The organism is Arthrobacter sp. efr-133-TYG-118 (genome assembly GCF_030209755.1).
GTDB lineage: Bacteria > Actinomycetota > Actinomycetes > Actinomycetales > Micrococcaceae > Arthrobacter.
Window position 1 is genome coordinate 12,389 of the sequence record NZ_JARVRH010000030.1, and the last position, 13,901, is coordinate 26,289.

The window sequence follows — 13,901 nt, forward strand, 5'->3', positions numbered from 1 at the left end:
ATCTAGGCCAGTGCGCACAACGTGAGATCCAGCGCGCGCAGTCATTGAAAATCCCGGATTCCCGCCGGTCCCGGCTCCCACGACAGCGCTGTCTTTTATGGGTGTCATGACACTCGTAGACTGGTGTGGACGACGAACACCTCAGGAGTCCAGCATGTCAGCCGGCACCACACGGCACACGATCCGCATCGAAGACCAGCTCTGGAAAGAAGCACACGCCAGGGCAACAAGCCATGGCACGACCGTCTCCGAACTCATCCGCGCAGGATTGCGCGACTATGTTTCCCGCACGGCCGCTTCGACGGATGTTCCAGCCCGGCACACCCTGCCGGACTCACTGGTCTACGTGGTCCCCCGCGCCCTGGAGGAGCTCCGCGGTCCCGCAGCCGGGGTGGTGGAACTTCCGATCCACCTGGACTGGGGTCCTGACACCCGCTACCGCGTCGAAGATCACGATAGCTGCAGCACTCTCTACCAGCTGACACTGCAGAACTCCGGGTCAACCGAGGAAATCAGCAGAATCGTCAACGCGGACCGGCTCACCGCCCTGTGGCCATCGTTGCGGCTCGCCCCGCGGTGCAGGCAGGAATGGGAAAATGCATTCCCCCAGCTGCCCACACAACGCGAAACCAAGGAACACCCTTCATGGACCACGCTCAACGTGTAGCGACCGAAATAGCCCTCTCCGTGCTTTCCAAGGACGGATTCATCCTCGCCGGCGGCCAGGCACTGGCGGAACACGGCGTCACCGACCGCGTGTCCAAGGACGTCGACCTCTTCGCCTTGCACCGCCAACACACCCCCGAAACGTTCGCCGCCTCCGTGCGCAAGATGACCACCGCGCTGGAAACCGCCGGATACACCGTGGAAATCACCCGCCAATACCAGGAATTCGCCAGCCTCACTGTCGATAAGGACGGCACGACCGTCGTGATGGACCTCGGTCTGGACTGGTGGGAAAACAAGCCCGCCATCGTCGATTTCGGCCCTGTGCTCTCCCTCGACGACTCCGTCGCGGCAAAACTCATCGCCGTGTACTCACGCGGCTACGCCCGCGACTACCTGGACGCCTACTCCATCCTCACCAGCGGACGCTTCACCCACCAACAATTGATCGCCCTGTGCCACCGCAGGGACCCGCACCTTGACCTTGGCATCTTCGCAACATCAATCACCCGCTACCGCGAATACCCAACCCTCGAATACACCAAATACGGACTCCCAGCCAGCGAGCTCACCACCCTGGCCAACACCCTCGACGCCTTTGCCCGAACAATCCAGCACAACGAAACAAACACCACCACGACAGCACCGCCCGCTGACCCGGCCGGCCCGGGGACCCCCGATCCCGGAATCGACCTTCACTAAGCCTCTGCGCGCTCAGTCGTGAAAGCCACCCCACCGGTCCGCGATTGCGGCCGAATCCTAGCCAGCAGGTATCACCGCAGGTTTTTACTGTCGAGACACCGCCACAATTGCCCTGTCCCAGAACGACAATCAACGGGGCGAGAGTGCTGCCGCAGAATGACGGAACGCTCCTTCGCCAGCCGGGACGAGTGGGAGCTCATGTACCGCCGGGGCATGAGCAACGGCAAGATCGCGGAGCTGTGCAATGTTCCGGTGCGCACGGTGAACTGGACCATTAGCCGACGGTCTCTCGTTGATCCGGGTCTGAAAGAAGAGCACAAACGCAACGCCACGGCGGTTCCCATGAACACCCTGACTCCCGGATGGCAGCAGCGACTGCGGCAATTCGAGTTCTTCCTCGCCGAACACAGGGCGGCCGCCAAAATCAAACGGCGACAGTAGGGCAACAGTAGAGGGGAAGTTCCAGCTCCTCGGTTGGGTCCGCCGCAGCGGGCAGCAGATGCCCGCGGTGAACTGGCCCAGGACCGGCTGGCCGAACTTGACCGGGTTGATTCCTGGCGGCGTTCCTTCCAAGCGACCCGCGACGAGGAACGCTGGCAACGTCGGCTCCTCCAACTCGTTTCGTTCCGCTCATCGAACAACTCGCTGCCGAAGTGGAAGAATCCGGCGGATGAGACCCAACGGCTGCTCGGCACCTAGCTTCACCTGCAGCACCAAGGAACCTCCAAAGCCCTGATCGCTGACTAGCGCCGCAACAGGATGGATGCCGAGGTCCCGGGCTGGAACGCCTGGCGAACGAAACAATAGGCACCCGCGGTCAGTCGTGGAGTGCCACCGATTGAGGACTAGATCGATCGTTTGCGCAAGATGGCCGCGTCACGTCCCCGTCCGTCAGCCGGGCTGCGGTCCTTTTGCTGGAATAGCATGCGGATCACGCGTAATCGGGGCACGCTCTGGATTGCCTTGCTCGCCGGCGCTGGGATGGCCCCCATGTCGGGGTGCGGAGTCCTGCAGCCCCAAGTGTGCGCAGGGGCCCGCAGAGGGTCCACCCGGCGTCGAGCTCGATGCAACGCCCTGGCTACGCGCCCACTCCGGAACCAGCCTGAAAGCACGCCTATCAACACATTGCGCGCCGCTGTCACACGATAAGGGAGACCGCGGGCCTCCAAGTTCCGGTGCAGGACACCACCGAAAACTACACCCTCACCCTGCGCACTCGGTGGGAACGTCGTAACAGAAGAGCAAAACCACCTCGTCGAGCAGACCGTCGTCGGACCCTGCGGAACCGTCCACCCCATGTCCATCAAGACCTTGACCTTGGACTCTGACGGCAAGCTCATCGACACCCCATCGCGTTCCGCCCCAGCACGGCCTTCTCCGAAGTGGTGGACGCCGCCGAGACCCACTACAAGCACGCCCTCATGACCGGAAAGTTCGACCTCAATCGGAGTGTTTTTCTACTGGCTTCGCTCAGCGATCATTTCCCATGCAGTCTGCAGTGATTTCAGCGCGGTCTGCCACGGAATGCGTTCCTGCTCCAGCCGCACATCGCCTTCGTCACGCAGGCGTTTGAGGGCTCGCTGCTCGCCGCCGGTCAGTGTGTCGAATGTTCCGCGGTTCGGCGTCGGTTCTTGTACCCAGAGGTCTCGATGGTCGAGCAGGGTGCTCTCGTCCATCAGGACGGAAGTTACGTCCTGATGCGACGATCGCAGGCGGTGCAGGATGGCGAAGCCATTCGAGTCAAGGTCGCCCCAGTAGAGGACCGGCGATTGCTGCACCCAAGGCAGTCGGCCGACGACATCGACGGCGTAGCCGGAACCGTGGACGGCGATGGCACCCGGCCACAGCGGCATCGCGAGGATGGTCTCGAGGTTCTCGTACACGAGGACTGCAGCGGGAGAGAACAACAGCAGGTTGAGCTGGGACACGGGAGCGGCGAAGTCGATGATGCCGCCGATCGCCAGCGTCTCGTCGAGGACCCTGACCCGGACGAGCTTGTCGGTGTCGACGATGCCGAGGTCGGTGGAGTCGGTCGTGGCCGCGTAGAGGGACGAGACGATGCTGCGATGTGCGGTGAACCATTTGGTGTCGACGCCGCGGATCGGCAGCTGACGGGGTCGAAGGCCCGTGACCGGATGGCGGACCAACCATCCGACAGCGTCGACCACGGTGGCAAAGCGGGCCTCGTCGAACTGGATCAGGGTCTCGGTGTGTCGGCGGATCACCGCGTTGATCGGATCGGTGTCGCCGAACCGCTCGCGCAGGATTGCTGCGCGGGTGCGCAGTCGCGACCATGCTCGCGCGGGATCCCCGCCGGCGAAGTCGGCGACATCGTCGGGGGTGACCAGCCGAAGCCGTACCGGCACGCGCTGCCGGCCGATGCTGCGCCAGGCGCGCACCTCCCAGTCGAGGGTGGCGCCGTTGCCGAGTGGAAGGACAGCCCAGTCCCTGGCCCAGTTCTCCGCCGCGGCCTCGTCATTGAGCATCTCCCGTTCGGTCGGCGGTTTCAGCGCGATAGACAGGAGCGCCCCGGTTGACGTTGGGTCGCCGGCTGATCCCCATTCGCCGAGCTTGGCCTGCAGTCGCGCACGAGCTGTATCGCGTGCCTGGGCGATGGTGATCATTGGGTGGCCTCTGAGGGTGCCTCGCCGTCCGCGTTTCCGGCGGTTGTGACGTCGCTTGCGGCGTCCTGGCGCCACGGCACGTTCGCGATGGCTGTCCGTCGGCGGGTCGGGTTCTCGATGGAGGTCGCGGCACCGACGTATGGCTCGACGGTCTGGAGGAGCTTTTGCGGGGTCGCGAGTATAAGTTGGAAGCCGAACTCGACGAATATGTCCAGGGCCATTCGGGTGTAGCGTGTGTCGGCTTTGTCGAACGCCTCATCGAGCACGATCGTTCCGTAGCGGGGGAACTCATCGTCGGGGTCGGCGAGCTGGTACCGCAGGGCTGCCGCGAGGCAGAAGATGACGAGTTTCTGCTGCTGGCCGCCCGACATCGCCGCTCCCGAATCGTAGGTGGCGTGCACCCTCCCGTGGGCGTCGATCTCTTCGGCCAGGAAGGTCACGTGCTGCCGCGTGTCGAGGCACTGGCGCTTCCAGCTGCGGTCGACGTGGTCGCTCGAGGCGAGGCGCCGCATGATGTCGGCGAGGGTGGCGAAGCGTTCTTCGGCGGATTCGAGGTCGTTGTCCGCCCATCCGCCTTCCGAGATGGACCGCAGGTCGGCGATGAAGCGGGTGACGGTCTCGCTGCGCCGCACTTTGACGCGCAGCTTCAGGTAGCGACTCTCGTCGAATTCTGACCGTTTAAGGGACGTGTTCACAGGCGCGACGCGTTCCTCGATCTCCCGCGGCGCCCCCAGAATGTCACTGACGAGCTCTCCGATCATGTCGCGGGACCGTTCTCTCAGCAGGCGCAGGAAGTTGGACTCGTGCTCGGGCAGGCCGTGGGCGACGATGCCGTCCAGCACCTCGAGGTAGGCGCGGCGGTCAGCTGTCGTCGGCGACAGGTCTGCCGCTGCCGCTGCCGCGGACCACCGTTCGTTGAACTGGGCGGCCAGGCGTGCCACGTCGTTGCCGGAGGTGCGCGCAGCCTCCAGATCCTTGTCCCGCTGTTGCTGCAGTCGGCGGATGACCTCCTGGCCGACCTCGGTGATGTTCTGCCGCGTGATGCTGCGCTGGACCTCGCGGAATCGGCGGTCAAGCGCGGCGGTGGTGTGCTCGTCGAGATCCGGGACGCCCCCTGTGGCGATGGCTTCTTCCAGCTCCCGGATGGCTGTGCCGAGTTCTTCGTGCTTCGCCGCGGCCTGGCGGAGCCTGAGCTGGGCGTCCTGAAGGGCCTTCGCGGCAGCCTCGCGAGCTTCCCGTGCGGTCTGCGCCGCACCGACGGCATCGCGCAGTTGGCCGTCTTCGCGGGTCAGGTCGTCGAGGCGCCGCTGGAGGTCGGCGATCGCCGCCGCCGCAGCGTCCCGGTCAATGTCGGGCCACATCTGCCCCCGCACTGCCTTGAGCGTTGCTCGGCGCTCCAGATCGCTATTGCGTTCCTTCTCGGCGCGACCGACGTCGGTCTCAGCCTGGGAATACTCGCGTTCCGCGCCGCGCAGCTGCTCGATGAGTGCCTCGAGCTTTGACTCGCGGTCGCCAAGCACCCAATGGCCTCGCTCGTCGATCTTGACCCGGTCGTCTTTTTCGTAGCGGGTGCGGGAGGACTTGACCTGGCCGTTGACCGTGACCGCTCGGGTATGGTCGTCAAGCTCGTCGGGGCCGTCGACGCACGCATAGTCGAACCGCTCTGACAGCTGGCCTTCGACCCACTCGGCGAACGGCCCAGGTGCGACGGAGATCCGGTTCACGAGGGACAGGCTGCTTCGCGCTGGCCGTGGCGGGGGAATCTCCGAGGAGACTTCCTCGAAGACGAGGCGTGCGTTGACGCGGTGCACTTCTACCCACCGTCGCACGGCAGGGAGGTGCTCGCTGCGCGCGAGCATCGTGAGGGCGAACGGGCGCAGCACCCGCTCGATCGCTCCGGTCCATTCGGCGAACGCGGGTCGCACCTCGATGATCTCGGCGGCGAAGGGGAGAGCCGCGACCGGCAGCCCCGTCGCGGTGGAGATTGCTCGGCGGATGCCGATGAGGTTGTCAGGCACGGTCGTTCCGCTCATGCGCAACGTCCGGATCGCCGTCTCGATGCGCTCCTTCGCGGCTTTCGCGATGAAGAAGCGCTCCTGCTGCGCGTGGCTCGGTCCGGCCGAGGTGGAGGGAGACTCCAGGGTGCGGTCGATCTCGGCCATGAGCTCGGCGAACTCCGCCGCGGTTGCCGGTGTGTGCGCGACCCCGGCTTCGGTGAGCTGGCCTTGGAGGGCGTCCCACCGCTGTCTGGTCGCCCGTTCCGCATCCTGCGCTGTCTGGATACGGTGCTGGAGGTGTTCGGCCTCGCCGCCGCCGAGCTCGAGGGCGCGCCGCTGGGCGAGGTCTGCGTCCTCGTCGGCACGTCGGTACGAGCCGTCCGCCCGCTCGGCATCGGCCCTCAGGCTCACGAGTTGCTCGCCAACTCCACCGTGTTCGGCCACGGCAAGGCGGAGGCGCTGGTGCTTCTGGTAGGGGACCACCGAGTCGGCCGTGGAGCGGGCGGCATCGGCGGCGTTGTTCGCCTTGTCGTACGCATCGGAGTGTGTGCGCAGCTCGATGAGGTGGTCGCGCTGCTGCCGCAGCTGCACTACGTGTTCGTGGGCGTCTCGCAGCTCGCCGAACTGGGCAACGGCGGTATCGGCCAGGTCGTAGGTGGCGGGCCGTTCCAGCATGTAGTCACGGAATAGCTGGTCGAGGCTGTCGATGCTCTTCGCCGACTGCGTCTTGTGCAGCAGTTGCAGGGCGCTCTCGTGGGCGATGCCGAACAGCGAGCGCATGCGGGCGTAGAACCGGCCATGGCTTCTGTTCGACGTGACGACGGCCTCGGGCCAGTTCGCCTGCACCTTGCGCGTTTCGATGCCCGAGCGCGCGAAGGGCTCGAGGTCTCGCAGGTCGACCGCCGAGCGTTCGAGGAGGCAGAGGTCCGCGACGTCGGCGGAGGCCATCGCAGTGCCGCGGAGGAAGAACAGGCGGCAGAGTGATACGGGCCGATCGACGCCGTTCTCGTACCGCAGCACGATGCCGCTCCAGGTCGCGCCCGGCCGCAGGTATGCGCTGACGACGCGATCCTCGTTCTCGTCGGTAGTGCGAGACCACGCCCCGCGCACGTAGCTGACGATGGTGCGCTGGTCGGTGCGGGTTCCGTCGCCTTGCGCCGCCTGGTTCAGACGCAGCCACTTGTCGGGCGTGGGCACCGCAGCGATGGCGTCGAGCAGGGAGGACTTGCCGGAACCGGACGGGCCTGTCATCAGGTGTCCCTTGCGGGCGATCGGGACACGATAAATCGCCCCGTCGAAGGTGCCCCAATTGGCCAGCTGCACCTCGGCGAGGCGCCACTGTCCGGCAGCGACGGCCCCCGTAACTTCGGGAGTGGCAGATGAAGTCTCGCTCATGGGGTAACCGTCTCGTCGGTGAGGGACGTCGCTGCTGTCTCCGCGTCATCGGCACCTGCCACACGCCGGTAGACATCGGCGAGTGCGTGCACCTGTTCCTCGTCGATGATGAACTTGACCACCGGCGAAATCTCGGCCCGGTCGTCGCCAACGACGTGGAGGACGCGGAACTTGTCCCTCATCCGCCCCCAGGCGCCGTTGAGGTTGCGCAAGTACGCCCCCTCGTCGCCGTCACGATAGACCGCGAGGCGCTCGTAGACCTCGTCCTGCCCGACGATCACGCGGCGCTCGCCCGGCGCTGCCAGCAGCAGCTGGCGCAGCACCAGCAGCATGGCTGTGTCGAGGAAAGTCAGTCGCTCGGTGCGCAGCGCGCTCGGAACGTCAACCTCGGTCGTGCGCACTTTGCGGGCGAAAGCGAATTCGTCGACCCGATCGATAACAAGCTCAAGGAACAGATTGTGCAGCTGGGATCGTACTGCATGTTCGTCAGCGATCAGAGCGGCCCATAGCTGTGGGCGTTGGCGGCCCGATAAATAGGGACCCTTGAGGATCTCCAGCAGGGCACGGCGGGTTTGCTCGTGAAGCGTTCCGATGTCACCGCTCCACAGCCCAACTTCTTGAGAACCATACTCCTGCTCGATGGTCACCCTTCGATCCTCTCAGTGAAAATGTGCGTGTCGACGTCGGCGTGGCGCCGTATCCCGTCGACCCCTTGCCATGTCAGGGGCTCGGTTTCGCCGAGCCGCACCTGTCCGTGCCGGGTGGCGAGTGAGAGCAGGCCGATGATGCTCGCAAGCCCCTGTGTGGCCGGGCGGGAGGCAAGGATCTCGGAAACGGTCATGGGCGCCGACTCTGCCACAAGCTCGTTCACATTGCGTATCAGCTCAGCGAAGTCGATCTCGCTCTCACGGGCAATGGCCGCCAGCTTTTCGAAGTCGATGATGCCGGGTTCGTCGTCGGCGAGCCTCGCCCCGGTATCGAATTCGGAGGGGTCGTCGGCGATCATTTCGCCCACGCTGAAGAGCCGCATGGTCGAGAGCTCAACCTCGATACCGGTGTCGGCGTACGGGCGGATCCTCTTGCTCGCGGCGACCGCCGCGGCCAGCGCCTCCTGCAGCACCCCGCGGAGCGCTCGATCGCGCTGGAACTCCTGTGAGTGAACGTAGCGCCGCAGCCCGCGCGCGAACTCAGTGAGCACCCCGTGCACCTCGCGACTGCCCGCCTTCAGCTCGCGGACGAGCGTGCGCAATGCCCGTCGTGCCTCCGGGGCGAGCCGATCCGCGAAGTCGCGATCGAGGACAGCCGCAACATCCGTGTCGAACGCTGCAGAACGCTCGGGGTCACGAATGAGGGCTGAGAACGCAGTGAAGGTGCGGCCTTCGTCGGACGACTCAATCAGGTCGACACCTCGGAAGACATCGTCGAGCACGGTGCTCTGTGTGTCGTCGGTGTTGACGATGCTGACCCTCAACTCATGGTTGAGGTCCTCGAATCGGGCACGCACCCGGGCGAAATCGGCAGGCAGATCCTGAGCTTGCAGCAGGATGTCGGTGACGCGTTCGAGCGCGCGCCGCTCATCGAGGACGTCGAACTCTCCATCGTGGATGCGTGCGATTTCGGCGTCTATGCGCTCGCGTTCCTGGCGAAGCGCCTCGAGCCGCCGTGTGGCGTCGGGGTCGGTGTCGACGGCGAGCTGTCGTAAGCCAGCTGCCAAGCTAACCAGCCGCGACTCTGTGAGCGTTGATCGAGGAGTTTCGAGCTGTTCCAGGACGCGAATCGCGCTCAAGGCATCCGAGGAGAGCTCGTACGTCTCTCCGCGCGCTTCAGTCGCCGGACGCCGGATGAGAAATGACGCATTCCGCCAGTCGTCACAGTACGCCTTGGCGGTCTTGGGCAGATCGAAGTGCGGGCGAAGCTCCTCGAGATCGGCATCGATCACCTCATACAGGTCCTCCGAAGTCGGACGGATGCCCGGGGACCCAAGATGCGCCGAAAGGAGGGCAGCCGAGACCGCCACATGATCGGCGCGAAGCATTCTGAGCGTCGCGTTGTCATCGAGGAGGCGCTTGTAGGCAAGCGCGGAGGCGAGAGCTGACACACTGGTATTGTCTCGCGTGGCACCGACATTCTTGACGGCAAGGCCGCGATGCGGTCCGGAAAACTCGGCAGCGACCACCCAAGTGGCGAGGTCTGTGATTGGATTCCGAGCGCGATATGGCCATCAATGCGAGCGCCAGCGCTGGCCCGCGACGGCCGGAGAAACAGGCCGAATCTCCTTCTGGCTGGAGCCGGCGCCTGCGCGACGGCGCCGATGAAGCCCCCGAACCAGCCTGATGTCCGGGCGTGGAACACAGAGTCCTGCTGCGAGAAAGCCGCTTTCGGCTGCGACGAGCAAAGAACCTTCGCCAAAGCTCACGGCTCGGTCCTGAGTGACCAACGGTCCTGGAGAACCGACGTGGAGGAAGGGCTGGAGGGGCCGAAGCGAAGACCCACGGGTTCTCCATGCGAGTAAATACATGGAGGCGTTCGTCTTCGGCCAGGACCTCGCGGGGTTCTGTGGGCGACTCCGACCACTACGGCGTCCCGGTGGCTGGCTCTCAGGACCACCACTCGGATAGCTTCTCTGCGATGGGGGATCGCGAGGCCGAGGCCGAGGAAGCGACCGAGCGCGGAGAAGAGGCTAGGCTTCGGTGGACCTCGACGAGCAGGGCAAGAAGGTCTCCCCCGCCGTCTATCGCACCGTAATCATGGGGCAAGACCTTCCGACGGGCCGCGCAGGTGCTCGAGACGCTCCTCATCAAGCACATAGCCGCATGAAGCTTGGCGCGACGACGCCCTATGACAGCACCCGCTCCCAGCAGCACCCAGGATGCTGTTCATCTCGCACCCCCAGGAACGCCGCGTCAGTGGAGTTTAGTGAGAGAACAACGTGGAAGAGCTCGGAACAATGACCAATCCCCCAGCCCAACGTGCTGGCCATAGTCTTAGCTCGCAGCAGAGGAGTCCCAACTCTTTAACGCGGTAGTGGGTGGGGGAAACACCAACTCAAAGAGCCCTTTGCCTATGCAAAATCGAGGCGTGTTGCCTAGGCGCACCCGCCTCAGTTTGCACCAGTGAAAGTTAACTTAGGAGGTGGGTCTCCTTAGGCAGAAACTCCCATCTTTGCTGATTCCCAGCTGTCCGGGGCTCAGTCGCGTTCCGCGACAACCGGTACGGGATTTACGCTGCCGCCGGGCCGGAGACAGTGATTGCACGTAAGCTTTGACAGTGACCGTCGCCCCCGCGCAACAAGGAAGAGAGCGTCATGCCCCAAACTGCCACCGCTTGGCTGAACACGACGACGGCTAATTGGGCACCTTCTGCAACCCAGTTCAGCGGAGCTCGCAAGCATCGGGAAGCAATAGAAGCGAAACTGGATGCTGCCTTGGGGATCTTTGGCATGTTCGAGATCGGTTCGCTTCGTCACGGCACCGGCATCTGGACTTTTAGCGACGCCGACTACCTGGTGTCGCTCAAGGGGACACGACCCGAGTCACAGTGGACCACCTTAAACAACGTGAAGGCCGCCTTGCAGGCGCGGTATCCGGGCACGACGATCGTTGTCCGTCAGCCAGCCGTGGTCTGCCGTTTCAGCGACGGTGACGTCGAGGTGGTCCCGGGCTTCTACTCCGACAGCGGTTACTGGATTCCCGACCCGACGGGCGGGTGGATGAAGACTTTCCCCACGAATCACAACGAGTACGTCAATGACGTCAACAAGAAACACGACGGTGCCGCTAAGAAGTTGGCGCGCCAGATGAAGATCTGGAAATACCGGCGAACGGTTCCGGTCTCCTCCTGCTACCTCGAGATGCGAGCTGCGAAGCACCTCGCGGGCGAGTCAACATATGCGCCGGTGATCGATCTGCATCTAGCGTTGAAAAAAATTCTCGATGCCGATCTTGCTGCCATGAATGACCCCACAGGCCTGGGTTCCCGCTTCACCGCCACATCCTCCGAAACCAAGAAGGTAGATGCCCTGTCGAAGTTGGTAACCGCCGTGTCTCGAGCTCGCAAGGCGCGGGACTTCGAGCAGGAAGGCAACCACGAGAAAGCCATCGAGCAACTGAAACTGCTCTTCAACTTCTGAGCCCGCCATGAAAAGCCAGGACTACCAGCCACCGTCAAGCGAAACGATACGTAGAAGACAGAATGATGACCATGCCCTAAGGCTGCTTGTCGCGCAACGCCGGCTTTACAACCACGCTAAGCGGTGGCAGGGACTGCGGTGGCTCGGCCTCCTTGTCATTGGCGTTGGAGGGCCGTTCATATCGCTGCTCGCTCCACCTGCTGCCGTAGCGATCGGCGCGATCAGTGGCGTGTGGCTCTTCGCTGGCCGCACCATTCTTTCCTGGCTCGAAGCCCGCACCATGGTCAAAGCTGCATGCGTCCAAGAGGAACTCGACCAGTACCTGTTCGGGATGCCGGAAACAATCGACCGTTCGGAACGACCATCGCTCGAGGACATCGCCCTTCTTGCCGACGACAAAAGGCCCTTGAGAGAGGTAGCGGAGGCGGAGAAGGTAATCGACTGGTACACCGTCGACATTGCAAGCTCAGGCGTCACGACCGTTGCCATTGCCCAGCGCAGCAACGCTTCTTACACTGACAGACTCATCCGTACGACGGTTACTGTATGGGCCTTCGCCGCGTGTTTTTGGCTCATCGCCCTCGTCACTTGGGCGAGCCTTAGCGGCATCACCTTGAGTAATTTCCTCTTGGGGGCCCTTTTCCCTGTACTGCCGGCGTTCCTCGACGTTGCCGAATACGTCCTGAACACCCGGAAAGCGGCACGCGACAGGGCGGACTTGGCTTCCACCATCACCAAACGGCTCATGCGGCGCGATCAGTCCATCGAGCCACAGGACCTACTCGTCTGGCAGGAACGCCTCTTCGACCTTCGGCGCACGACCCCTCAGGTGCCGAATTGGCTGTACCAGCTCACCCGCCGAAAAAACGAGAGCGCTATGAATCGAACCGCGACGCAACTTAGTCGCCAAGCTGACAACTGACCCTCCAAGGGAAGATCCGGCCAGCATAGCCGCAGCACTCAGCTGCTTAAGCTCTCCGGGTCCCAATGCGCCTACGTTCCGTGAATTGGGAATCGTCCCGCGCGAGGATTACACCTCGATCGCCCTCAAGTGCCCGTTGCACAAGAGCCGTGATCTGGCTAGTGACGTCCCCAACAGATCCAATCCAACCTTCTCGCCTTAGTTCGATGAACCCGGTATTGCTTAGCCAGCGCTGAGCGTTATGCCAACCGATTCCTTTGCCGCCTTTGGGCCCAAGAATCTTTGGTGATTCTAGGATTTCCTCGAACAAGCCCAGGGGAAAATACATGCCCTTAGTCAGCTTCCTACCCCCCGGCCGGTCCATAAGATCCTCACACAACTTGATGTAGAACGGTTCCTGGGACAGCCTCCATTGGCCCACCCCTTGGCTGGTGCCACTAACCGAAATCTGGCGCATTCGCCTGATCTCTTCTGTGAGTTGGCCATCCGGCCTGTACAGCCACTGCAATGGCGACCCCTCCCCGGACCGTTGCATCATGCGCTTGTACTGCACGAGAACGTAGCCGGGGTTTTGGTGTCGAAAGTAGATGAGGTCAGTGCCCGTGACGCGCTCCAATGGCTCCTTGTCTGCGTAGGCGATCGTCACCTTGCGGCTAGGGTCATGGGGGTCGACAAATTCAACTACGTCGTAGATCTGCCCCTCAATTCGGAGCCAGTTTTCAAATTGAGTAGCATCGTGACGGATGAGCGATGCCTCTGACGTTCCGCCGGGGTTAAGACCGGCCAAGAACGGTGCATTAGCCGGAGGAACTTCCCAGTTCTGGAGAGCGCTTCTACTGTCGATGCCGGCCACTTCAAGACTTACTGCAACAGCGTCACGTTGCTCCTCCAGCAACCGGTGGTGGTCGGTCATCTCGCTGGTGTGCTGAAGCTGAAGGGCTCGAAGTTTTTCCACTATCCTTGAGGACTCTGGGCTCAATTCGGACAGAGCGTCGAAGAATTTCCGACCAGTCGCCTGAGGGAGGAGTCCCCCCGTTTCAATGGTATCGACCATGGAGCTGTATGAATTGAGCTTCATCTTCTCGATAACGGCTTCCAGGGCAGCAGGCTGTAGGACGTGGACGTGGGAAAACTTGACCCGCGTATCGAGGTCACCTGACCGTCCTAGGCTGCGTCCTAAGCTAAGCGCGACAACATCTCCCCTGACTGCGATGACGGCAATTCGTTGAACAGGTGTCGTGAAATCGGGGTCGCGTAGGTTGATGGTGAAGACATTTTTCCCAAACCCATTGGCAATCCAGGCAAGTTCCCGCCAATCATCCTCGTTCAGGTGGACGATAACTGTCTTGTCCTTGGAAAGTACCAACGGTATCGCTTTCTATCGGGGGCTTCAGGAACCCAATCGTGGGACTGCAACGGCCTGCTCATAGTGCGCGATGTTCTGCCTGTTCGACATGTTACGACGA

General features: G+C 63.1%; 11 protein-coding genes. 6 read left to right on the plus strand and 5 right to left on the minus strand.

The window, feature by feature from the left end; genetic code table 11:
- The first annotated feature begins 154 nt into the window (after window positions 1–154).
- From QRN59_RS21000 to QRN59_RS21015, 4 genes are all read left to right on the plus strand, one after another.
- A complete protein-coding gene (locus QRN59_RS21000) occupies window positions 155–667 on the plus strand; it encodes a hypothetical protein (protein ID WP_284984388.1) in 513 nt (170 codons plus the stop codon).
- Window positions 646–1,368 (plus strand): nucleotidyl transferase AbiEii/AbiGii toxin family protein, encoded by a 723-nt coding sequence (locus QRN59_RS21005; RefSeq protein WP_284984389.1) that lies wholly within the window; start codon window positions 646–648, stop codon window positions 1,366–1,368. The genes QRN59_RS21000 and QRN59_RS21005 overlap by 22 nt, the downstream gene beginning before the upstream one ends.
- A gap of 156 nt (window positions 1,369–1,524) precedes the next feature.
- Entirely contained in the window at window positions 1,525–1,809 is a 285-nt protein-coding gene (locus tag QRN59_RS21010) for a hypothetical protein (RefSeq protein WP_284984390.1), read from the plus strand.
- A gap of 33 nt (window positions 1,810–1,842) precedes the next feature.
- On the plus strand, window positions 1,843–2,067 hold the full coding sequence (locus tag QRN59_RS21015; RefSeq protein WP_284984391.1) for a hypothetical protein: 225 nt from the start codon (window positions 1,843–1,845) through the stop codon (window positions 2,065–2,067).
- A 758-nt stretch (window positions 2,068–2,825) separates the two neighbouring features.
- On the opposite strand, the gene QRN59_RS21020 is transcribed toward QRN59_RS21015, so the two are convergent.
- Genes QRN59_RS21020 through QRN59_RS21035 form a run of 4 tightly spaced genes read right to left on the minus strand, consistent with a single transcriptional unit; the run spans window position 2,826 to window position 9,482 of the window.
- On the minus strand, window positions 2,826–3,992 hold the full coding sequence (locus tag QRN59_RS21020; RefSeq protein ID WP_284984392.1) for a Wadjet anti-phage system protein JetD domain-containing protein: 1,167 nt from the start codon (window positions 3,990–3,992) through the stop codon (window positions 2,826–2,828).
- Window positions 3,989–7,384 carry an ATP-binding protein gene (locus QRN59_RS21025; RefSeq protein ID WP_284984393.1) on the minus strand — a complete coding sequence of 1,132 codons (3,396 nt, stop codon included), beginning with the start codon at window positions 7,382–7,384 and terminating at the stop codon, window positions 3,989–3,991. Before QRN59_RS21025 ends, QRN59_RS21020 begins: the two co-directional genes overlap by 4 nt.
- The gene (locus tag QRN59_RS21030) at window positions 7,381–8,031 is read right to left on the minus strand and encodes a DUF4194 domain-containing protein (RefSeq protein WP_284984394.1); all 651 of its coding nucleotides are present in this window, start codon (window positions 8,029–8,031) and stop codon (window positions 7,381–7,383) included. The genes QRN59_RS21025 and QRN59_RS21030 overlap by 4 nt, the downstream gene beginning before the upstream one ends.
- Entirely contained in the window at window positions 8,028–9,482 is a 1,455-nt protein-coding gene (locus QRN59_RS21035) for a DUF3375 domain-containing protein (protein WP_284984395.1), read from the minus strand. The genes QRN59_RS21030 and QRN59_RS21035 overlap by 4 nt, the downstream gene beginning before the upstream one ends.
- A 1,206-nt stretch (window positions 9,483–10,688) precedes the next feature.
- On the opposite strand from QRN59_RS21035, the gene QRN59_RS21040 reads away from it, so the two are divergent.
- Entirely contained in the window at window positions 10,689–11,513 is an 825-nt protein-coding gene (locus QRN59_RS21040) for an SMODS domain-containing nucleotidyltransferase (protein WP_284984396.1), read from the plus strand.
- Window positions 11,514–11,520: 7 nt separating this feature from the next.
- On the plus strand, window positions 11,521–12,435 hold the full coding sequence (locus QRN59_RS21045; RefSeq protein WP_284984397.1) for an S-4TM family putative pore-forming effector: 915 nt from the start codon (window positions 11,521–11,523) through the stop codon (window positions 12,433–12,435).
- 46 nt (window positions 12,436–12,481) lie between these two features.
- Here the strand turns inward: QRN59_RS21045 and QRN59_RS21050 are convergent, their stop codons facing one another.
- Window positions 12,482–13,801 carry a hypothetical protein gene (locus tag QRN59_RS21050; RefSeq protein WP_284984398.1) on the minus strand — a complete coding sequence of 440 codons (1,320 nt, stop codon included), beginning with the start codon at window positions 13,799–13,801 and terminating at the stop codon, window positions 12,482–12,484.
- Window positions 13,802–13,901: the final 100 nt, after the last annotated feature.

What these genes read in the sequence shown, in the direction of transcription:
- QRN59_RS21000 (WP_284984388.1), top strand. Translation starts at nt 155, where the DNA reads ATGTCAGCCGGCACCACACGGCACACGATCCGCATCGAAGACCAGCTC.
- QRN59_RS21005 (WP_284984389.1), top strand. Translation starts at nt 646, where the DNA reads ATGGACCACGCTCAACGTGTAGCGACCGAAATAGCCCTCTCCGTGCTT.
- QRN59_RS21010 (WP_284984390.1), top strand. Translation starts at nt 1,525, where the DNA reads ATGACGGAACGCTCCTTCGCCAGCCGGGACGAGTGGGAGCTCATGTAC.
- QRN59_RS21020 (WP_284984392.1), bottom strand. Translation starts at nt 3,992, where the DNA reads ATGATCACCATCGCCCAGGCACGCGATACAGCTCGTGCGCGACTGCAG.
- QRN59_RS21025 (WP_284984393.1), bottom strand. Translation starts at nt 7,384, where the DNA reads ATGAGCGAGACTTCATCTGCCACTCCCGAAGTTACGGGGGCCGTCGCT.
- QRN59_RS21040 (WP_284984396.1), top strand. Translation starts at nt 10,689, where the DNA reads ATGCCCCAAACTGCCACCGCTTGGCTGAACACGACGACGGCTAATTGG.
- QRN59_RS21045 (WP_284984397.1), top strand. Translation starts at nt 11,521, where the DNA reads ATGAAAAGCCAGGACTACCAGCCACCGTCAAGCGAAACGATACGTAGA.